The sequence below is a fragment of the Streptomyces sp. CB01635 genome, from assembly GCF_002803065.1.
Classification (GTDB): Bacteria; Actinomycetota; Actinomycetes; order Streptomycetales; family Streptomycetaceae; genus Streptomyces.
In genome coordinates, this window is sequence record NZ_NNBL01000015.1 from 57,861 (window position 1) to 78,692 (window position 20,832).

Consider the following 20,832-nt stretch of genomic DNA (forward strand, 5'->3'; position numbering starts at 1 on the left):
CCGGCCGCCCCGCACTGTCATGCACGGCTCCTAACTTCCGTCCGTACCCGCAATCGGCCGGACGACAGGAACCCTCATGACGGACACGGTCACCCGTGACACGGAGGCAGCCGCGCCGCGGCGCAGCTACGCCAAGCTCGCCGCGGACGAGAGCCGCGAGGACTTCTCGCTGCGCTACGCGCCCCACTCCTACCGGCGCTGGTCACCGACCATGGTCGCGTCCACCGCGCTCGGCGGCATCGCCTATCTCGCCGACTTCGCGATCGGCGCCTCCATCGTCTTCACGTACGGCTTCACGAGCGGGCTCGCCTCGATCCTGTGCGCGGCGACGATCATCTTCCTGACCGGCATCCCCATCGCCCGTGCCTGCGCCAAGTACGGCCTGGACATGGACCTCATCACCCGGGGCGCGGGCTTCGGCTACTTCGGCTCGACGCTCACGTCCCTCATCTACGCCTCGTTCACCTTCATCTTCTTCGCGCTCGAAGGCTCGATCATGGCGCAGGCCATGCACGAGGTCGTCGGACTGCCGCTGCCCGTCGGCTACTTGCTGACCACGCTCATCGTCATCCCGATCGTCTTCCGCGGCATGGGCGCGCTCGCCAAGGTGCAGGCGTGGACGCAGCCGGTCTGGCTCATCGGCCTCGTCCTGCCCTTCGTGATCCTGGCCTTCCACTCGCCGGGCTCCTTCGGCGACTTCACCCACTTCGGCGGCACGGAGGGCGCGGGCAGCGGGTTCTCCTGGCTCGGCTTCGGCCTCGGCACCGGCGTCGCGCTCTCCCTCATCGCGCAGATCGGCGAGCAGGCCGACTATCTGCGATTCATGCCGGCGAAGACCGAGCAGAACCGGAAGCGATGGAATCTGGCCGTTCTCGCGGCCGGACCCGGCTGGGTGATCATCGGTGCCGCGAAGCAACTCGGCGGCGCGCTCCTCGCCTTCGTAGCCCTCGAGGCAGTCGGCAAGACCCACGCGCTGGAACCCATCGCGCCGCAGGTCGAGGCCCTCAAGCCGTGGCTCGGCTCGGTCGCCCTGCCCGCCGCCGCGCTCTTCGTGGTCGTCTCCCAGATCAAGATCAACGTGACCAACGCCTACAGCGGCTCGCTGTCCTGGTCGAACTTCTTCTCCCGCATCACCCACCGGCACCCGGGCCGCGTCTGGTACATCTTCCTCAACCTCGCCATCGCGCTGACGCTGATGGAGATGAACATGTTCGCGGCCCTGAACAAGCTGCTCGGCTTCTACTCGAACGTGGGTATCGCCTGGATCGCGGCCGTCGCCGCCGACCTCGTCATCAACAAGCGGGTCGGCTGGAGCCCCAAGTACATCGAGTTCAAGCGGGCTTATCTGTACGCCGTGAACCCGGCCGGCTTCGGCGCCATGGTGATCGCGTCGACGGTCTCGATCGTCGCGTTCTTCGGGGTGTTCGGTGCGTACGCGGAGGCCTTCTCGACGTTCATCGCGGCCGGACTCGCCCTGACGCTCTGCCCGTTGATCGCCTGGGCCACCAAGGGCAAGTACTACCTGGCCAGGCCCAACCCCGTGAACGGCCCCGATGTCGAGATCGCCGACATCACTGCGACCCACACGTGCAGTGTCTGCGAGACGGCGTACGAACTCCCCGACATCGCGGACTGCCCCGTCCGGTCGGGCCCGATCTGCTCGCTGTGCTGCTCGCTCGACGCGGAGTGCGGCGACGTCTGCCGCAAGGAGCCGCAAGCGGGGCCGGTGCTCATGCCGATGCCGACGGTGCGTACGGGCTGACGCCCGGAGCGGGGAAGCCACGGAACGTCCAGGGGGCGCACTCTTCGGAGTGCGCCCCCTGCGGATTGGCTGGTTGCGTATCTCTTTGTGCCAATGCGTATCCGCTGCGTGAAGGTCAGGCGTACGCTCGGGCATATGCGGAGTGGGGTTTCCTCAGAAAGCGGGGCGCTGTGCGAGCCGGGGTCGGGGAGTGGAGGGGCGAGATGAACGAGGGCACGACCACGCTTGTGTGGCTCGTCATACGCCAGGACGACAACGGCAACCGCTATCGCGTCGGCAGGTACGCGACCAGGGCGGAAGCCCAGCAGATCGCCGACAGTCTCGATGACCGCGGCCACAAGCAGCTCTACTGGGTCGAGCGCCTCGGCCAGGCGCAGAACGGCACCGCGCGCTGACGTTCCCGTCCGCGGCCGTAGGCTCCGGCACATGACTGAACCGACCGTCGTCGTCGCGGCGGCCCTCCACGACAGCGGCCGCCTGCTCGCCGCACGACGCAGTGCGCCCCCCGAACTGGCGGGCCGCTGGGAACTCCCCGGCGGCAAGGTCGAACCCGGCGAGGACCCGAAGCAGGCGCTCGTACGGGAACTGCGCGAGGAGCTCGGGATCGGTGCCGAGCTCGTGGCACGCGTCCCGGGGGAGTGGCCCCTGAAGCCCGGATACGTGCTGCGGGTATGGACCGCGCGCCCGCTGTCCGGCCGGCCGCGCCCCCTGGAGGACCACGACGAACTGCGCTGGCTCGGGCCCGACGAGATCTGGTCCGTGGACTGGCTCGACCAGGACGTGCCGGCGGTGAAGGCGGTGCTCGCGGCGCGGCAGCCGTGATCCGTACGCCGGGGGACCTGTCCGCGGGGCCCGCCGTGCTGCGGGTCGTGTCACCCGTCGTGCCGCTGGTCGGGCGCCCCGCGTGCTCCGTTCGCGGAGTGTTCGCGTGAGACGGTAGCTCCTACGCCCGCCCGGGTATATGCCGATTAACCCTATGAAATCGGATGTGATCCGAAGGGGTGGACGGGGTTCTACTGCTGCCTGGGAAGTGATCGGCGTGATCGACACCGACGGGGAGTGCGCCGAGTGGGTCTTCCCCGAGGAGCCGGGCGCAGTCCGTTCCGCTCGTGCCGCGGTCCGCGGCCAGCTCGGCGTCTGGGATCTCGATTCGCTCGGCGATGTCACCGAACTGCTCGTCAGTGAGCTGGTGACCAACGCTCTCCGGCACGCTTCCGGCCCCATCGGCGTACGTCTCCTGCGGTCGGCGGAGCCGGCCCACACCCTGCGGGTGGAGGTCTCCGATCGTCTTCCGGATCCGCCGCTGGAGCGGGTCGCGGGACCGGACGAGGAGAGCGGACGGGGGCTCCAGCTGGTCGCGGGGTCCGCGCGGCGGTGGGGGACGCGGCCCGGTGACACGGGCAAGACGGTGTGGTTCGAACTGTCGCTGCCCGGCCGGCACTGACGGGCGGCCGGAAACAGCGGCTGGACCCTGCGGCCGGAACCGATGGCGTCGCGCCGGTTAAGAGGAACCCTCCCTGGTTAGGAGACAGGGAGCATGCCGACCGGCGAAGAGGCCGGCCAGGAAAAGGCACGGAACAGTCGCGGATCTGGTTGTCGTCCTGTTATGCGGGGACGGGCCAAAAAGCGTCGGGACCGTGGTGTGATCGTGAACACCGTGTTGCGCGGCTCCGTAGTGCTGGATACTGCGGGCAGCCGCCCCGGTGACCGGTGCCGGACGCGGTGAGCTGGAGGGGACGGTTCGCGTGAGCGAGATACCAGCGAAGGCCACGTCGTCCGAGGACACCTCGGGCGGGACGGCCGCGCGCGATGCGGCAGGCCCGCCCCGGGCCGAGACATGGCAGACCAGTCCGCCCGGCTCCATGTACGACTACATCAAGGTGGCCTCCTTCTCCATCGGCCCCGACGGCCTGATCGACCAGTGGAGCCGGCGCGCGGCACAGCTCTTCGGTGTCTGTGCACAGGAAGCCGTGGGCAAGGACCCCATCGAGGCCTTCGTCTCCACGGAACTGCGCGAGCGCGGCCACCGCAAGATGGTGGAGATCCTCGACGGCCGCGAGTGGACCGGCGTCGTCCCCTTCCGGATGCCGAGGGGCCGGGCGTCGGACCCGGGCGGCACCGAGTCCGACGAGCGCGATCCGCACGTCCCTGATCAGCACAGCCCCGGTCGGCCCCCCGAGCCGTATACGGAGGGGATCGCCGAGGTCTATGTGATGCCGACCGAGACGGAGTCCGGCGAGCGCGCCGCCGTCTGCATCGTCGTCGATGTCCGAGCCCTGCGCCGTATCGAGACGGACCTCGCCGCGTCGCAGGCCATTTTCGGCCAATCTCCCTTCGGCTTCCTGCTGTTCGGTACCGACCTGAAGGTGCAGCGGACCAACCGGCCCTTCGCCGCCGTCTTCGGCGGCCGGGCCGACGACCACCGCGGCCGCACCGTCCACGACTATCTGCCCCGCGGCGAGGCCGACCGCGTGCAGGCCGCGCTGCGCCGCGTCCTGGAGACCGGCGATTCCGTCACCGACATGCAGCTCGTCGGGCCCGCGCCCGACTCCGCCGAGCGTCGCCACTGGTCGATCAACCTCTACCGCGTGCACAGCGGCAGCGGCCGGCCCATCGGCGTCGCCGGGCTCGCCACCGACGTCACCCGGCGTCACGCCGCCGCCCGCGAGGCGGCCCACGCCCGCCGCAACCTTGCCCTCCTCAACGAGGCGGGCGCCCGTATAGGCAACTCGCTCGACCTGGAGACCACCGCCCGCGAGCTCCTCGACGTCGTCGTCCCCGGCTTCTGCGACCTCGCGTCCGTCGACCTCTACCAGGGCCTCCTCGCGGGCGACGAGTCGGCGCTCAACAGTCGCAGCCTCGCCGACGGCAGCGCCGAGCTGCGCAGGGTCGCCGCCGCGAGCGCCGTCGCCGACGTGCCGTACCTCGAAGCGTCCGGCGGTGACGGGGTCGTCGAGGTCGGGGCCGTCCACCGCTACTCCTTCAACTCGCCCTGCGCGGACGCCCTGCGCACCGCCCGCCCCCAGTTCGTCCCCGCCGCGTCCGGCGGCCTCGTCCAGTCCACGCTGGCCGTGCCGATGGTTGCCCATGACACCGTCGTCGGCCTCGCGCGCTTCGCCCGTACGAAGGGCAGCGAGCCCTTCAACGACCGCGACCGCGCCCTCGCCGTCGAACTCGCCGCCCGCGCCGCCGTCTGCATCGACAACGCCCGCCTCTACCGGCGTGAGCACGAGCGCGCCCTGATACTCCAGCGGTCGCTGCTCCCGCCGGACGACCCCGAGGCGTCCGGCCTCGACATCGCCTGCCGCTACCTGCCGGGCAACGCGGCCACCGAGGTCGGCGGCGACTGGTTCGACGTCATCGAGCTGCCGGGGCACAGAACCGCGCTCGTCGTCGGCGACGTCATGGGCCGCGGCCTGCGCGCCGCCGTCGCCATGGGCGAACTGCGCACCGCCGTACGGACCCTGGCCCTCCTCGACCTCGAACCCGCCGAGGTGCTCTCCGCGCTCGACGAGATCGCCCGTGGCCTCGGCGCGCCCGGCAGCCCGTCGTCGCCGGCCCTCGGCCCCCGCGGCGGCGTCCAGCAGGCCACCCGCGCCGCCCGCAGGACCGGCGACGCCGACCTCTCCGAGGTCTACCTCGCCACCTGCGTGTACGCGGTCTACGACGCCGTGACGCGGCGCTGCACCTTCGCCAACGCGGGCCATCTGCCGCCCGTCCTGGTCGAGCCAGGCGATGGCGCGCTCATGCTCGACGTACCCCCGGGGATGCCGCTCGGCGTCGGCGGGGAACCCTTCGAGGAGGTCGAGGTCGAGCTGCCCGAGGGCTCACTCCTCGCCCTCTACACCGACGGCCTCGTGGAGTCCCGCGACCATCCCCTCGACGAGGGCCTCTCCGCGTTCCGCAGCGCCCTGGACGATCCCTCGCCCGCGCTCGAAGACGTCTGCGACCACGTGCTGGCCACGCTCGACACGCACCACGGCGAGGACGACATCGCGCTGCTCATGGCCCGCGTGCAGGGCCTGCCGGCCGACGCCGTCGGCGACTGGACGCTGCCGCGCGAGCCGCGCTCGGTGGGCCGCGCCCGCGAGTTCACCCGCGCCAAGCTCACCGAATGGGACCTGGAGCCGCTCGTCGACACGACGGAACTCCTGGTCAGCGAGCTGGTCACCAATGCTCTGCGGTACGGCGAGGGCGACATCAGGCTGCGCCTCCTGCTCGACCGCACCCTCGTGTGCGAAGTGTGGGACGCGGGCCTCGTCCAGCCGCGCCGCCGCCGCGCACGCGACACGGACGAGGGCGGCCGCGGGCTTCAGCTCGTCGGCCTGCTCAGCGCGTCCTGGGGCTCGCGCAGGACGCCGCGCGGCAAGACCGTCTGGTTCGAACTCCCGCTGCCGGACGGCGACTCGGCGGCCGTGGACCCGACGGAGGCGCTGCTCAGCCTGTACTGACCGGGGCGCCGCCTCCCGCCTCTACGCGGACGTCTTGAGCGCCGCCAGGCGCGCCTCGATCTCGGCCGTGTCGCCCAGGCCGTCCAGCTGCTCGAACTGCGCGTCGAGCGACGAGTCGGCGAGCTCCTGCTTGCCCAGCGCCTTGGCCTCCTCGCGGCGCACCTTCTCCTCGAAGCGGCTCAGCTCGCTCGTCGGGTCGAGGACGTTGATGTTCTTGGCGGCGTCCATCATCTGGTTCTGGGCCTGCGCAGTCTTCGAGCGCGCCACCAACTGATCGCGCTTCGACTGGAGTTCGGCCAGCTTCGTCTTCATCTGGTCGAGGCCGGACTTCAGCTTTCCGACGACCTCGCTCTGTGCGGCGATCGTCGGCTCGGAGTCCTTCGCCTCCTTCTCGGAGCTCAGCTGCCGCCCGAGCGCCACCTTGGCGAGGCTGTCGAACTTGTCGGCCTCCGCCGCGCTGCCCGCGGTCCGCAGCTCGTCGGCCTTCCTGCTCGCGGCGAGCGCCTTGCCGCCCCACTCGTCGGCCGCCTCGACGTCCTCCTTGTGATCCTGCTCCATCATCCGCAGATTGCCGATGGTCGCCGCCACGGCCTGCTCGGCCTCGGCGATGTTGTTCGAGTAGTCGCGGATCAGCTGGTCGAGCATCTTCTCCGGGTCCTCGGCGCCGTCCAGAAGGGCGTTGATGTTCGCCTTCGCGAGCTGGGTGACGCGGCCGAGAACGGTCTGCTTGGTCATGAGAGTGCTCCTTGTACAAGGGAGTTACGTGGGAACTGGGTGAATGCCGCCGGGTCAGAACCGTCCGCCGCCGCCCCTCCGGCCACGGGTCCCGCCCCCGCCGAAACTCCCCGGACCGCCGCCACCGAACCCGCCCCCGAAGCCGCCGCCCCCGCCGAACCCGCCGCCGCGCCCGCCGCCCAGGAGCTCGCCGAGGATGATCCCGCCGAGCACCGCGCCTCCCATGCCCCCGCCACTGCGCCCGCCGCCCCCGCCGCCCCCGTACGGATTCCCGAAGGACCGCACATCGTGCTCGGCGAGCTGCTGCGCCTGCCGGGCGAGCGCGTCGGCCCGCTGGGCACCGGCCAGGGCGGCCGTGGGATCCGCCTCCGCCGTCGTCCGTACGTACTCCAGGTGCCGCTGCGCCTCCGCCAGGCGCGTACGGGCCTCGCTGCCGACCGCCCCGCGGTGCGTGGTGATGAAGTCCGACGCGGCGCCGACGCTGCTGCGGGCCGTGAGTTCCGCCTGGTCGAGCAGGGAGCGCGCGCGGGCCGTGCCCGACTCGCGTTCGCGCGCCTCGTCGAGGGACGCGTCGAGCGCCGAGTCGGCCTCCTCCACGCGGCGCAACGCGTCGATCGGGTCGTAGGGGCCGGCGGCCATCTCCTTGCGCACGCCCGCGGTGACGGTCTGCACGCGCGCGATGCGCCCGCGCAGATCGGCCGTGGACGCGCCCTCGGTCGTCCCTTCGAGCAGTCCGTGGGCGTCCGCCAGGTCGGAGTCGGACTCGGTGAGCGCGGCCGGCAGTTTCTCGGCGGCCTCGGCCAGCTCATGGCCGAGCCGGTCGATCGCGTCCACAAAGGTGCCCGCCTGGTCGACGGCCGACTCGGCGGCCCGCAGGAACACCGCGGCCCTGCCGTTGTCGCCCGCGTCGACGCCACTGCGCGCCTGTTCGAGGTTCGTCGTGGCGAACAGCAGCCGGTCCTTGGCCTGCTCGATGTGGCCCGCTACGGGAAGCAGCGCTGACGGCGCGTAGCGGGCGCCGAGCGCCGTCAGCGTCTCCTCGGCCGTCGTGGTGCGGGTGGCCAGGTCGCGGGAGGCGAGCTCCGCGTGCGCGAGGGCCTCGGGGGCGGTGCGCTCCAGGGCCCGCAGCCGGTCGAAGTCCGCGGCCTCGGCGTCGAGCCTGCGCCCCGCCTCGGTGCAGCGGTTGACGATCTCGTCCAGCATCTGCCGCTTCGTCGCGTCGTCCTCGGGGTACGCGTCGTCGAGCTGCTGGCGCAGCCGGAAGGCCGCCGTCAGCTCCGACTGCGCGTACGCCACCGCCTCGGTGAACGGCTTGACGGCCTCCTCGCCGAACTGTGCGGTGGCGAAGCCGAGTTCCTCCGTACTGGTGCGGATCGAGTCGTCGCTCTCCACCAGCATCCGCCTGGCCTGCTTGTCCAGCTCGGGCAGCGGCGTGACCTGCGGTCCCGTGCCCCTGCCGCCCCAGCCGCCGCCGGGGGTGGTGCGGGTACTCGTACGCCTCTTGCGTCGGGTGTACGCGAACGCCGCGACGGCGCCCGCGCCGCCGACCACGATGAGGGGCAGGGCGAGATCGGCCGCGCTGGGATCCGTGTCCGAGCCGCCGGGGTCGGCCGGTCCCGGGGTGATCGCCGGGGTGGGGACGGGGCTGCCCCCGAGGGTGGCGGAGATGCCGCCCGCCGCGCCGATCGCGGCGCCGGCCCAGTCGTTCCTGCGCAGCGCCGGTTCGATCGCGGTCTGCGCGACGTCCTTGAGCTGCGCGTCGGTGAGCTGGGAGTCCTGGTCGACGGAGTAGGCGTACTGCCGGTCGTGCGTGGCCACGGCGAGCAGTACGTCGTTGAGGCCGAGGCCGTTCTTGGAGGCCGTGTCGTCGGCCCAGTCCTGGGCGGAGCGGCCGGAGAAGTCGCGTACGTAGACCACGAAGAGCTGGGTGTTGCGCTTGCTGTCGAGCGAGTCGAGGGCCGAGGCGACATCGGGCTCACGGTCTCGGAGGGCGTCCACCTTGTCGGTGATCTGGCCGGCTCTCGACAGGGTGATGGGGTCGTCGGCGCGGGAGGCCGTGGCGGGCAGCAGCGCCCAGCAGAGCGCGAGCACGGCGGCCACGGCCGACCGCGCGGCTATCCGTACCGGACGGGGGCGACTCGGAGGCGGCGTCACAGTTGGGAGCGTATGACCGGATCTGGGGTACCGCGACCGGGATCGGCCCGCTCCGGTTGTGGCGAATCCGCATTGTTATCGCCGGCCCTTCCGGCAAAACCGCTGCTCAACGTAGGTTTCCGGCATGGAGAACGGACCCTGGGCAGCGGGCGGCGCGATCAGCGAGCCGGAGCTTGTGGTGTCCGGACCCGCCGGCTCCCCGGTCCGGCCCGATCCCCTCGACCGTCCCCAGCGGCGCAGGGGACAGCGCCCTCTCGGCGCGCTGCTCGTCGGCGCGCTCGCCGCGTCCGCCGTCTGGGGCGCCGGCCTGTACGCGTTCGGCGCGCAGGGCCCCGACCTCAGGGGCTACCGAGTGAGTGACCGCCTCTGCTCCCTTCTCGCGATGCCCCACCTCGCCACGGTCTTCGACCGAGGATCCCGCTGGGAGTCCACGCGGAGCAGCAGCGAGGCGGTGGACACGGCGGACTGCTCGGGGGACCTCGAGCGGAAGGAGGGCACGGCGCGAGCCGCCACGCTCTCGGCGTCCGTGGTCCTGCACAAGCGGACCGACCCCGGCGCGGAGTTCGACGCGGCGCGCACGACGGCCGCCGAGCGGATCCCGGGCCGCGCCGAGGTGCGTACGGCGAAGGGCCTGGGCGACCGGGCGTACACGGTCGTCCATGGCCGGACGGCGACGGTCCACGTCCTGGACGGCGACGCGGAGTTCACCCTGAGCGTGAGCGCCGGACCGTCCGCAGGACGCGTCACGCCGGAGCGGCTGCGGCCGCTCGTGGCGGGGGACGCCGCCGCGCTGATGCGCCGGGTCGGCTCGCCCTGGCGCAGCCTCAGGACGACCTCCGTCGGATCTTGTTCCCCAGCCAGACCACCGGGTCGTATTTACGGTCGACCGCACGCTCCTTCAAGGGGATCAGGGCGTTGTCCGTGATGTGGATGCCCTCCGGGCAGACCTCCGTGCAGCACTTCGTGATGTTGCAGTAGCCGAGGCCGTGGTCCTCCTGGGCCGTGCGCTTGCGGTCGAGGCCGGAGTCCGACGCCGCGTCGAGAGGGTGCATGTCCAGCTCCGCGACCCGCATCAGGAAGCGCGGGCCCGCGAACGCCGCCTTGTTCTCCTCGTGGTCGCGCACCGCGTGGCACGTGTCCTGGCACAGGAAGCACTCGATGCACTTACGGAACTCCTGCGAGCGGTCCACGTCCGCCTGCTGCATGCGGTACTCGCCCGGGCCGACCCCGGCCGGCGGGACGAAGGCCGGGATCTCACGGGCCTTCGCGTAGTTGAAGCCGACATCCGTGACGAGGTCGCGGACCACAGGGAAGGCGCGCAGGGGCGTCACCGTGATGACGTCCTCGCGGTCGAAGACCGACATGCGGGTCATGCACATCAGGCGGGGCCGGCCGTTGATCTCCGCCGAGCACGAACCACACTTGCCCGCCTTGCAGTTCCAGCGGACCGCGAGGTCGGACGCCTGGGTCGCCTGGATCCTGTGGATGATGTCGAGGACGACCTCGCCGTCGTTCACCTCGACGGAGAAGTCCGTCAGGCCACCGCCCTCGGCGTCCCCGCGCCAGACCCTGAAACGCGCATCGTACGAACTCACTCGTACAGCTCCTCTTCGGCGAGGTACTTGACCAGCTCTTCCTTCTCGAAGAGGGCGAGCAGGTCCGGGCGGATGGGCTCGGTGGTGTCGCGCACGAGGTCGATCTGACCGCGGACCGGATCCGTGGCCGCGAGGCCGCCGGTCGGATCGACGAGCCGGCACAGCAGGTTGGTGCGCCGCCAGTCGCGGTCCATCGTCGGGTGGTCCTCACGGGTGTGGCCGCCGCGCGACTCCGTGCGCTCCAGGGCGGCGCGCGCGATGCACTCGCTGACGAGCAGCATGTTGCGCAGGTCGAGCGCGAGGTGCCAGCCGGGGTTGAACTGACGGTGCCCCTCCACCCCGGCCCGTCGCGCCCGCAGCCGCAGCCCGGCGAGCCGGTCGAGCGCCTCGGCCATCTCCTCCTCGCGGCGGATGATGCCGACCAGATCGTTCATCGCCTTCTGGAGCTCCTGGTGGAGCGTGTACGGGTTCTCGGCGACGCCCCCGTCCGCGGGACCCTCCGCGGAGAACGGGCGCAGCGCCTCCGCCGCCGCCGTGTCGACCTGAACCGCGTCGATGGCGGGCCGCTCGTCGAGCCCGGCCGCGTACTCGGCCGCGTGCAGTCCGGCGCGGCGGCCGAAGACGAGGAGGTCGGAGAGCGAGTTGCCGCCCAGGCGGTTCGAGCCGTGCATGCCGCCGGCCACCTCGCCGGCCGCGAACAGGCCGGGCACGCCCCGGGCCGCTGCCGTGTCCGAGTCGACGGCGATGCCGCCCATCACGTAGTGGCAGGTCGGGCCGACCTCCATCGGCTCGGCTGTGATGTCGACGTCCGCCAGCTCCTTGAACTGGTGGTACATCGACGGCAGCCGGCGCCGGATGCGCTCGGCCGGCATGCGCGTGGAGACGTCGAGGAAGACGCCGCCGTGCGGGGAGCCCCGGCCCGCCTTCACCTCGGAGTTGATGGCGCGCGCCACCTCGTCGCGGGGGAGCAGCTCGGGCGGGCGCCGGTTGTGATCCGGGTCGTCGTACCAGCGGTCGCCCTCGTCCTCCGACTCGGCGTACTTCTCCTTGAAGACGTCGGGGACGTAGTCGAACATGAACCGCTTGCCCTCGGAGTTGCGCAGGACGCCGCCGTCGCCGCGCACCGACTCCGTGACGAGGATGCCCTTCACCGACGGCGGCCAGACCATGCCCGTCGGATGGAACTGCACGAACTCCATGTTCAGCAGCGGCGCCCCGGCGAGCAGCGCGAGTGCGTGGCCGTCGCCCGTGTACTCCCACGAGTTCGACGTCACCTTGAAGGACTTGCCGATGCCGCCCGTCGCCAGCACCACGCTCGGCGCCTCCAGGACGAAGAAGCGGCCGCTCTCGCGCTCGTAGCAGAACGCGCCGGAAACGCGCTCGCCCGCGGCGGAGCCGCTGTCGGACACATCCTTGAGTACGCGGGTGACCGTGCACTCCTGGAAGACCTTGAGGCGCGCCTCGTAGTCGCCGAACTCCTTGAAGTCCTCCTGCTGCAGCGCCACGATCTTCTGCTGGAGCGTGCGGATCAGCTCCAGGCCCGTGCGGTCACCGACGTGCGCGAGGCGCGGGTACTCGTGCCCGCCGAAGTTGCGCTGCGAGATCCGGCCGTCCGCCGTCCGGTCGAACAGGGCGCCCCAGGTCTCCAACTCCCAGACCCGGTCGGGTGCTTCGCGCGCGTGCAGCTCGGCCATCCGCCACTGGTTGAGGAACTTGCCGCCGCGCAGCGTGTCCCGGAAGTGGACCTGCCAGTTGTCGCCGGAGTTCACATTTCCCATGGCCGCGGCGATGCCGCCCTCGGCCATCACGGTGTGCGCCTTGCCGAAGAGGGACTTGCAGATCACGGCCGTACGCGCGCCGCGCTCGCGCGCCTCGATTGCCGCGCGCAGGCCCGCACCGCCCGCCCCCACCACGACAACGTCCCACTGCTGCCGCTCCACTTGAGACATCAGAAGTGCCACCCCATCTAGAAGAAGCGCGGATCGTCGAAGGCGCCGGACGACAGCAGGAACACGTAGAAGTCGGCGAGCGCGACGCTGATCAACGATGCCCAGGCGAGCAGCATGTGACGGTCATTCAGCTTCCCGACCCACTGCCACATCCGGTAGCGCACCGGGTGCTTGGAGAAGTGCTTGAGCTTGCCGCCGACGATGTGCCGGCACGAGTGGCAGGACAGGGTGTACGCCCAGATCAGCGTGATGTTCAGCAGGAAGACGAGCGTGCCGAGACCCATGTGGCCCCACTCGTACTTCTCGTTGCGGAACGAGAGCACGGTGTCGTACGTCAGGATTCCCGCCACGAGGATCGCCGCGTAGAAGAAGTAGCGGTGGATGTTCTGCAGGATCAGCGGGAAGCGGGTCTCGCCCGTGTACTTCTTGTGCGGCTCGGCGACCGCGCAGGCGGGAGGTGACGCCCAGAACCCGCGGTAGTAGGCCTTCCGGTAGTAGTAGCAGGTCAGCCGGAAGCCGAGCGGGAAGATCAGGATGAGCAGCGCGGGGGACAGGCCCCACCAGCCGCCGAAAATCTCCCAGTTGGGGCCCGCGTGCATCGGCTTGCAGTTCTCCGCGATGCAGGGGGAGTAGAACGGCGAGACGTACGGCGCGTGGTAGTAGTCCGTGTTCGCGAAGGCCCGCCACGTCGAGTAGACGATGAAGGCGAGCAGCCCCGCGGCGGTACTGGCGGGCGCCAGCCACCAGCGGTCGGTGCGCAGGTGCCCGGACGCGATCGCGGCGCGCGTCCTGTCCCGGACGCCGTGCGCGTCCGGTCGGGGATGGGGTTCCGTGCCGGTGGCCAACGAAGCCTCCGCTCAGAGGGTCAGGGGGCGTGCCGGTCCCGGGCGCCGAGTCCTTCGTCGTCCGAGTCGGTCCAGAGCGAGCTGTCGTACGGGGTGTCGGGGACGGGCACGAGTTCGGGCCGGCGCGGTGGCGGCGGGGATGCCGCGGTCGCCCGCAGCAGGGCGACGCTCTCGCGCAGATGGTCGGCGTCGGTGCGTACGCGCCGTACGTCGAGGCCGCCGTCGAGCTGCCGCTCCAGGCGCCCCACGGTCCGGCACAGCTCGTCGAGGCAGCGCTCGGCTGCCGCCAAGTCGTCGTTCAGGGACATGACTTGCCCTCGATTCCGCTGGTGCGGCGGAGATGCTCATGCGCCTGCGAGTGTCGCGCGTCACATCACGCCTTGTGAAGGGATCTGCGCGGATTCCTGAAGCGCGCATGGGCGTGCGCCCCTGTTTTGCGCTCTCTGGGGTGGCGGGGTCCTGGTATGTCGGCAGCTGCGCTCTCTGAGGGGCGCGGGGAACTGCGCGACCGGCCGACGGCCACCTGCACCGCCCGCAAGGCAGCCTCAGCGCACCCCAGGCGCCAAATTGGGCCGCACGAGTGGGGTTCCGGGCCCACATGGTCGTGTCGCCTCCTGCCTGCTCGACCCGTCCTCTTCAGTGGGGCCATAGATGTGATCAGCTCCATATACGGCCAAACGTGATCAAACCCGGCCCGGTCCTGGTAAGCGGGCGGCCGGGCTAGCCCCGGAGGTTCCCGTGATGTCCCATGACGGCGCCACATCGCGCCTCGCCAGGCGTCCCGCGCGGCGTCCCGTCCTGCGCTCGGCCGCGTTCCTCGTGTCGGGGGCGCTCGCGGTGTCGGCCCTGGCCGGCTGCAGCTCGGGCGATGACGAAGAAGAGACCAGCAGTCAGGCCGCCGCCCAGGACATCGCGCCCGCGTCCCGCGGCGACGTCGCCGACGGCGGCACCCTGCGCTGGGCGGTCGATGCTCTGCCGGGGACCCTCAACTCCTACCAGGCGGACGCCGACGCGGGGACGACCCGTGTCGTCGGCGCCGTGCTGCCCTCCATGTTCCGGCTCGACAACCAGGGCAGGGCGGTGCGAGACCCGGACTTCCTGGAGAAGGCCGAGGTCATCGAGCGCGAGCCCAAGCAGGTCGTCCTGTACAAGATCAACCAGCAGGCGGTGTGGAGCGACGGCCGCGAGATCGGAGCCGCCGACTTCGCCGCCCAGTGGCGCGCCCTGTCCGGCAAGGACTCCGCGTACTGGACGGCCCACAACGCGGGCTACGACCGCATCGAGAAGATCGAGCGCGGCAAGAACAACCTGGAGGTGCGGGTCACCTTCGCGAAGCCGTACGCGGACTGGCGCTCACTGTTCTCGCCGCTGTACCCCAAGGACGTCATGGGGACCCCGGACGCCTTCAACGAGGGATCCCGGCGCGAGCTCAAGGTCACCGCGGGCCCCTTCGCGCTCAAGGAGGTCGACCGCGACGCCAAGGACGTCACGCTGGTGCGCAACCCGCACTGGTGGGGCCGCCAGGCCAAGCTCGACCAGATGGTCCTGCGGACCGTGCCGCGCGCGGAGCGCGCCGACGCACTCGTCGCGGGGAAGGTCGACCTCGCCGCCGTCGACCCGGAGGACGCGTCCCGCATCTCCCTCGCCGGCCGTGACAAGGGCAGCTCGGGCCCGCTCGCCCACGGCCCCGGCGCCGCGCTCACGCCCGGCGAGTCGATGCGGTCCTGGGCCGTCGCGCACGGCGGCGACGAGAAGGCGGCCGACAAGGAACTCGACGCCCGCGAGAAGACCCGTGCGGCCGTCGCGAAGTACGAGAGGGAGCAGTCGCGCCTGGACGGTTACGTCGTGCGCAAGTCCCTCGAACCCGCCTTCACTCAGCTCGCGCTGAACGGCGCCGAGGGTCCGCTGGCCGACGAGCGCGTGCGCCGCGCCGTGGCCCGCGCCATCGACCGCAAGAAGCTCGCCGAGGTCGTCCTCAAGCCGCTCGGCCTGCCCGTGCACACGGTCGGCAGCCATCTCGCCCTCGCCGGGCAGCAGGCGTACGCCGACAGCAGTGGTGCCCTCGGCAGCCAGGACACCAACGAGGCCAGGGCGCTGCTCACGGACGCGGGCTGGGTGCCGGGCGGCCCCCTGAAGGACGAGGCCGGGAAGACCAAGCCGAAGACGGCGGGCAGTGAGTCCGACAGCGACAAGGAGGGCGCCAAGGACAAGAAGGGCACGGAGGACAAGAAGGGGGCCGCCTCCGAGGACTCCGACGACGGCACGTACATCGGCGGCGAGAGCGACCAGAAGCCGGGCGACCGGCAGACCCCCTTCTTCGCCCCCGAGCGCACCGCCGCCTACCAGCACGCCGCGCTCCTGCACCAGGCCGACGCGCAGAAGCTGCGCGAGGCCGACAAGGAGAAGAAGCACGCCGATCAGTACGCGAAGGAGGCCGCCCAGGGCGGCGCCCCGGGCGCGTACGCCCCGAAGGGGACGGCCGCACCCGCCGGTGCCCCCGCCGGACCGCTCGCCAAGGACGGCAAGCCGCTGATCCTGCGCTTCGTGCTCCCGTCGGGCCCCGGCTCGGACTCGCTGCGCGCGGTCGCCGACCGGATCTCGCAGATGCTGCAGAAGATCGGCATCCGCACCGAGACGTCGAAGGTCGCCGACGCCAGCTACTTCAAGGACCACATCGCGTCCGGGCAGTACGACCTGGCGCTCTACTCGTGGCCCGCCTCGGCCTTCCCGGCCACCGACGCCCGCCCGATCTACGCCAAGCCGGTGCCCGCCGCGGACGGCTCGCTGACCGTCGAGCAGAACTACACCCGGGTCGGCACGGACCACATCGACCAGCTCTTCGACCAGGCGATCGGTGAGCTCGACGAGGGGGAGGAGCGCTCCCTGGTCAAGCAGGCCGACGCCCGTATCTGGGCCGCTGCAGGATCGATTCCTCTCTATCAGCGTCCGGAGCTGGTGGCCGCCCGTCGCACTGTCGTCAACGCGGGGGCCTTCGGCTTCCAGGAGCCGAACTACGAGGACATCGGCTTCCTGAAGCCGGGCGCGCGGCCGGGTGCCCGGCCGAACGTCTCCGGCTCGGCGAGCCCGGCAGCGAACCCGGCCGGGAAATCTTCCGAGGAGTCGTCCGAGAAGCCGTCCGCGAGTCCGTCCGAGAAGAAGTGACGCACATCGCACCCTGAGTGCGCCGAAGCGCCCCTGGGGGAGAGTCCCGAAGATCGCTCAGCTCAGATCTCGCTCAAGTCCCTTGCCCGCCGGTCCCTCCGGCGGGCAAGGTTCGTATCACCGCTGACCTGCGCTTTCTCCGGGGCGTCCCCCACGCCTCTCCGCGACGTTCACTCACTGTGCATCCCTGACCCCAGAGCCCCAGAAGGCCTACCCGGCCGAAGCCACGTACGATGGGGTGAGGCCGTGGCGTGTCCAGCCCGGCAGGGCGCGCGTACGAAGAGACGTACGCGCAGCCGTCCACTCACTCCGGGAGTACGCCGCAATATGGCCACGCGCCACGACATCCGTAACGTCGCCATCGTCGCCCACGTCGACCACGGCAAGACCACGCTGGTCGACGCCATGCTCAAGCAGGCAGGCGCCTTCGCGGCGCACGCCGCCGAGTCGCTCGACGACCGCATGATGGACTCGAACGACCTGGAGCGTGAGAAGGGCATCACGATCCTGGCCAAGAACACGGCGGTCAAGTACCACCCGAAGGACGGCGGCGACGCCATCACGATCAACATCATCGACACCCCCGGCCACGCCGACTTCGGTGGTGAGGTCGAGCGCGGCCTGTCGATGGTCGACGCGGTCGTGCTGCTCGTCGACGCCTCCGAGGGCCCGCTGCCGCAGACCCGCTTCGTGCTGCGCAAGGCGCTCTCGGCCAAGATGCCGGTCATCCTGTGCATCAACAAGACGGACCGCCCCGACTCCCGGATCGCCGAGGTCGTCGACGAGACGTACGACCTGTTCCTGGACCTGGACGCGGACGAGGACCAGATCGAGTTCCCGATCGTCTACGCCTGCGCCCGTGACGGCGTCGCCTCGCTGACCAAGCCCGAGGACGGCACCGTCCCGCAGGACAGCGAGAACCTCGAGCCGTTCTTCAACACGATCCTGGCGCACGTCCCGGCCCCCGAGTTCGACGAGGCCGCCCCCCTGCAGGCGCACGTCACGAACCTCGACGCCGACAACTTCCTCGGCCGTATCGCGCTCTGCCGCGTAGAGCAGGGCGAGCTGCGCAAGGGCCAGACCGTCACGTGGATCAAGCGCGACGGCACGATGTCCAACGTCCGCATCACCGAGCTCCTCATGACCGAGGCGCTCACCCGCAAGCCGGCCGAGATGGCGGGCCCGGGCGACATCTGCGCCATCGCCGGTATCCCGGACATCATGATCGGCGAGACCCTGGCCGACACCGAGAACCCGATCGCGCTGCCGCTCATCACGGTCGACGAGCCGGCCATCTCGATGACCATCGGCGCGAACACCTCGCCGCTGGTCGGCAAGGGCGGCAAGGGCCACAAGGTCACGGCCCGCCAGATCAAGGACCGACTCGACCGCGAGCTGGTCGGTAACGTCTCGCTCCGTGTCCTGGACACCGAGCGCCCCGACGCCTGGGAGGTCCAGGGCCGTGGTGAGCTCGCGCTCGCCATCCTGGTCGAGCAGATGCGCCGCGAGGGCTTCGAGCTGACCGTCGGCAAGCCCGAGGTCGTCACCAAGCAGGTCAACGGCAAGACGCACGAGCCGATCGAGCGCATGACGATCGACTCGCCCGAGGAGCACCTCGGCGCCATCACGCAGCTCATGGCGACCCGCAAGGGCCGCATGGAGACCATGACGAACCACGGTTCGGGCTGGGTCCGCATGGAGTGGATCGTCCCGTCGCGTGGCCTCATCGGCTTCCGTACGGAGTTCCTGACGCAGACCCGCGGCACCGGTATCGCGCACTCGATCTTCGAGGGTCACGAGCCGTGGTTCGGCGACCTGCGCACCCGTCACAACGGCTCGCTCGTCGCGGACCGTTCCGGCACGGTGACGCCGTTCGCGATGGTCAACCTCCAGGAGCGCGGTGTCATCTTCACCGAGGCCGGCACCGAGGTCTACGAGGGCATGATCATCGGCGAGAACTCGCGCGCCGACGACATGGACGTGAACATCACCAAGGAGAAGAAGCTCACCAACATGCGTGCGGCTTCCGCGGACACCACGGAGAACGTGGTGCCCGCCCGCAAGCTCTCGCTCGAGCAGTCCCTGGAGTTCTGCCGCGACGACGAGTGCATCGAGGTGACCCCGGAGACGGTCCGTATCCGCAAGGTCGTCCTGGACCAGAAGCTGCGCGGCCGCGCGGCCTCGAAGGCCAAGAACGCCTGATCCCGAGACAGTCGGGCCCGGGTCCCCTTCGGGGGGCCCGGGCCTTTGTCGTCTCTCCTGCGCCGCGAGGTCCGTGCAGGAGTTTTTACAGGATCATCGCCCGCACCAGGTGGTACTTCACTACCCTCGTGGCATCCTGGACGCCATCCCGCGCGATCCACGCGCGTTGATTCGCCCGCCGAGAGTCTTCCCACAGCCCTGCGCAACGGCTCGTGATGTGCAACTCGTTTTCCAGAGGCGACTGTCCGGAATCCGGACTCCATTGACCGATAGATGTGTAACGAGTCCGTTTCGCAGGGATCTATCTAGGATCAGTTTGTCCGGATTTTGGGCTAAGTACGCTTCAGGTGTGATCGAACCGAGACCAAAACACTGTGGTCGGCCCGATTCTCATGCCAGATAGTTGAGCGCGTAGAGCTCGGGTCAATGGGTCACGCACTGTGGGGAGTGCGGACTCTTCGAGCAGTGTGAGATGTCGTTCGCGTGTCGTCAGGGGTGTCGACCTGGTGAAGGGCATCTCTCCTCGTAATTAACGAGCGGTCTCAAGAGGAGGTAGCCCATGTTTGGTGCCACAAGCGCCTATTGGGTCACGAAGTCCCCGAGGGTGAGCGTGGTCGGATCCAGTTCCCTGTGCGCGGTTGACCCCGCAGGGAGCCGCACGGGCCGTTAGGTCCCGCTGCACTCCGGCGTGCCGCCGGTGCTTACCGTCGCCCCAACTCCGCCTCAGGCGTGGTGTGTTGGTGCATTCGGACAGGCCCGGGCGGTGCGTTAACTCTGCCAGGGATGTGCGGCGGTACTCCCTCTCCGAGCCAGATCCAGACACTGATCCGACACCTGCCGGCCGGCGTTGCCGACTGGCTGCTGAAACCTGTGAAACGGACGAATCATGACGAGTCCAGTTGAGGCCGGCGACGCCAAGGTCGCCGTCGTCTTGGACGACGATCCCGGCGCGACGAAACCGAACGGCGCGGAGGAGCCCAAGAAGCTCGAGGGGCGCTCGCCCGGTCAGCTCATGTGGATGCGCTTCAAGCGCGACCGCACGGGCATGGTCTCCGCAGCCGTAGTGATCTTCTTCTTCCTGGTCGCGGCACTCGCGCCAGTGATCTCGAAGATCTACGGCAAGGACCCGTACACGCTGTACCCGGCCGAGCCGGACTTCCCGTACATCCTCGACGACTTCGGGATGCCCTCCGCTCCGTTCGGAGGCATGTCGGGGGACTTCTGGTTCGGTGTCGAGCCCAAGCTCGGCCGGGATGTCTTCACTCAGCTCCTGTACGGCATGCGGACCTCGCTGTACGTGGCGGTGGCCATCACCATCCTGAGCGTCGTGACCGGCGTGATCATCGGCATGATCGGCGGCTACTTCGGCGGCAAGGTCGACTACTGGCTCGGCCGGGTCACCGACTTCTTCCTCGGGTTCCCGTCGCAGCTGTTCTTCATCGCCTTCATGCCGGTCGTCACGGCCCTGTTCGTGTCGCCGCGCGATGAGACGCCGACCTACCTGCGTGTTACCGCGATCATTCTCGTGACCTGGTTCCTCGGCTGGATGGGTCTGGCCCGACTGGTCCGAAGCTCCGTACTCTCCCTGCGCGAGCGGGAGTTCGTCGAGGCGGCCAAGGTCTCCGGCGCCTCTCCGGCACGGATCATCCGCAAGGAAGTCCTGCCGAACATCGTCACCCCGATCCTGGTGCAGACCACGTACATGCTGCCCAGCAACATCCTGAACATCGCGTTCCTGTCCTTCGTGGGCGTCGGCTTCGTCGAGCCCACTCCTGACTGGGGCCGCATGTTCAGGACGGGCTCCGCCATTTATGAACAGGACCCGTACTACCTCCTGTTCCCGGGTGCTGCGCTCGTGATTTTCGTCCTGGCGTTCAACCTTCTCGGTGACTCCGTCCGGGACGCTTTCGACCCCAAGTCCGGACGCTGACGTCCATTGGTGGGGGGTGGCTGCTACCCCAGATCCGGGCAACCGGA

The 20,832-nt window shown here is 70.1% G+C and carries 14 protein-coding genes; 8 read left to right on the plus strand and 6 right to left on the minus strand.

Annotation, left to right across the window (positions count from 1 at the left end; all coding sequences use genetic code 11):
• The first annotated feature begins 76 nt into the window (after positions 1–76).
• The 5 genes from CG723_RS29635 (at position 77) to CG723_RS29655 (ending at position 6,213) form a co-directional block, all read left to right on the plus strand.
• The gene (locus tag CG723_RS29635) at positions 77–1,762 is read left to right on the plus strand and encodes a purine-cytosine permease family protein (RefSeq protein ID WP_100596586.1); all 1,686 of its coding nucleotides are present in this window, start codon (positions 77–79) and stop codon (positions 1,760–1,762) included.
• A gap of 203 nt (positions 1,763–1,965) precedes the next feature.
• Positions 1,966–2,157: an SPOR domain-containing protein gene (locus CG723_RS29640; RefSeq protein ID WP_100596587.1), complete on the plus strand. Its 192-nt coding sequence runs from the start codon at positions 1,966–1,968 to the stop codon at positions 2,155–2,157.
• Between the two features lie 31 nt (positions 2,158–2,188).
• Positions 2,189–2,584: a (deoxy)nucleoside triphosphate pyrophosphohydrolase gene (locus CG723_RS29645; protein WP_100596588.1), complete on the plus strand. Its 396-nt coding sequence runs from the start codon at positions 2,189–2,191 to the stop codon at positions 2,582–2,584.
• 139 nt (positions 2,585–2,723) lie between these two features.
• The gene (locus CG723_RS29650; RefSeq protein ID WP_107489212.1) at positions 2,724–3,206 is read left to right on the plus strand and encodes an ATP-binding protein; all 483 of its coding nucleotides are present in this window, start codon (positions 2,724–2,726) and stop codon (positions 3,204–3,206) included.
• 301 nt (positions 3,207–3,507) lie between these two features.
• A complete protein-coding gene (locus CG723_RS29655) occupies positions 3,508–6,213 on the plus strand; it encodes a SpoIIE family protein phosphatase (protein ID WP_100596590.1) in 2,706 nt (901 codons plus the stop codon).
• Positions 6,214–6,234: 21 nt separating this feature from the next.
• Here the strand turns inward: CG723_RS29655 and CG723_RS29660 are convergent, their stop codons facing one another.
• The 6 genes from CG723_RS29660 to CG723_RS29690 all read right to left on the minus strand — a co-directional run bounded on the left by CG723_RS29660 (position 6,235) and on the right by CG723_RS29690 (position 13,799).
• Positions 6,235–6,948 (minus strand): PspA/IM30 family protein, encoded by a 714-nt coding sequence (locus CG723_RS29660; RefSeq protein WP_100596591.1) that lies wholly within the window; start codon positions 6,946–6,948, stop codon positions 6,235–6,237.
• A gap of 54 nt (positions 6,949–7,002) precedes the next feature.
• The gene (locus tag CG723_RS29665; protein WP_100596592.1) at positions 7,003–9,102 is read right to left on the minus strand and encodes a TPM domain-containing protein; all 2,100 of its coding nucleotides are present in this window, start codon (positions 9,100–9,102) and stop codon (positions 7,003–7,005) included.
• Between the two features lie 824 nt (positions 9,103–9,926).
• On the minus strand, positions 9,927–10,697 hold the full coding sequence (locus tag CG723_RS29675; protein WP_100596594.1) for a succinate dehydrogenase/fumarate reductase iron-sulfur subunit: 771 nt from the start codon (positions 10,695–10,697) through the stop codon (positions 9,927–9,929).
• Positions 10,694–12,646, minus strand: a complete 1,953-nt coding sequence (locus CG723_RS29680) for a fumarate reductase/succinate dehydrogenase flavoprotein subunit (protein WP_100596595.1) — start codon at positions 12,644–12,646, stop codon at positions 10,694–10,696. The genes CG723_RS29675 and CG723_RS29680 overlap by 4 nt, the downstream gene beginning before the upstream one ends.
• A gap of 17 nt (positions 12,647–12,663) precedes the next feature.
• Positions 12,664–13,491: a hypothetical protein gene (locus tag CG723_RS29685; protein WP_100596596.1), complete on the minus strand. Its 828-nt coding sequence runs from the start codon at positions 13,489–13,491 to the stop codon at positions 12,664–12,666.
• Positions 13,492–13,511: 20 nt separating this feature from the next.
• Positions 13,512–13,799: a hypothetical protein gene (locus CG723_RS29690; protein ID WP_100596597.1), complete on the minus strand. Its 288-nt coding sequence runs from the start codon at positions 13,797–13,799 to the stop codon at positions 13,512–13,514.
• Positions 13,800–14,232: 433 nt separating this feature from the next.
• On the opposite strand from CG723_RS29690, the gene CG723_RS29695 reads away from it, so the two are divergent.
• The 3 genes from CG723_RS29695 to CG723_RS29705 all read left to right on the plus strand — a co-directional run bounded on the left by CG723_RS29695 (position 14,233) and on the right by CG723_RS29705 (position 20,785).
• On the plus strand, positions 14,233–16,653 hold the full coding sequence (locus tag CG723_RS29695; RefSeq protein ID WP_100596598.1) for an ABC transporter family substrate-binding protein: 2,421 nt from the start codon (positions 14,233–14,235) through the stop codon (positions 16,651–16,653).
• 327 nt (positions 16,654–16,980) lie between these two features.
• Entirely contained in the window at positions 16,981–18,855 is a 1,875-nt protein-coding gene (gene typA, locus CG723_RS29700; RefSeq protein WP_100596599.1) for a translational GTPase TypA, read from the plus strand.
• Between the two features lie 886 nt (positions 18,856–19,741).
• Positions 19,742–20,785, plus strand: coding sequence for an ABC transporter permease (locus CG723_RS29705; protein WP_100596600.1), 1,044 nt, complete (start codon positions 19,742–19,744; stop codon positions 20,783–20,785).
• Positions 20,786–20,832 lie beyond the last annotated feature (47 nt).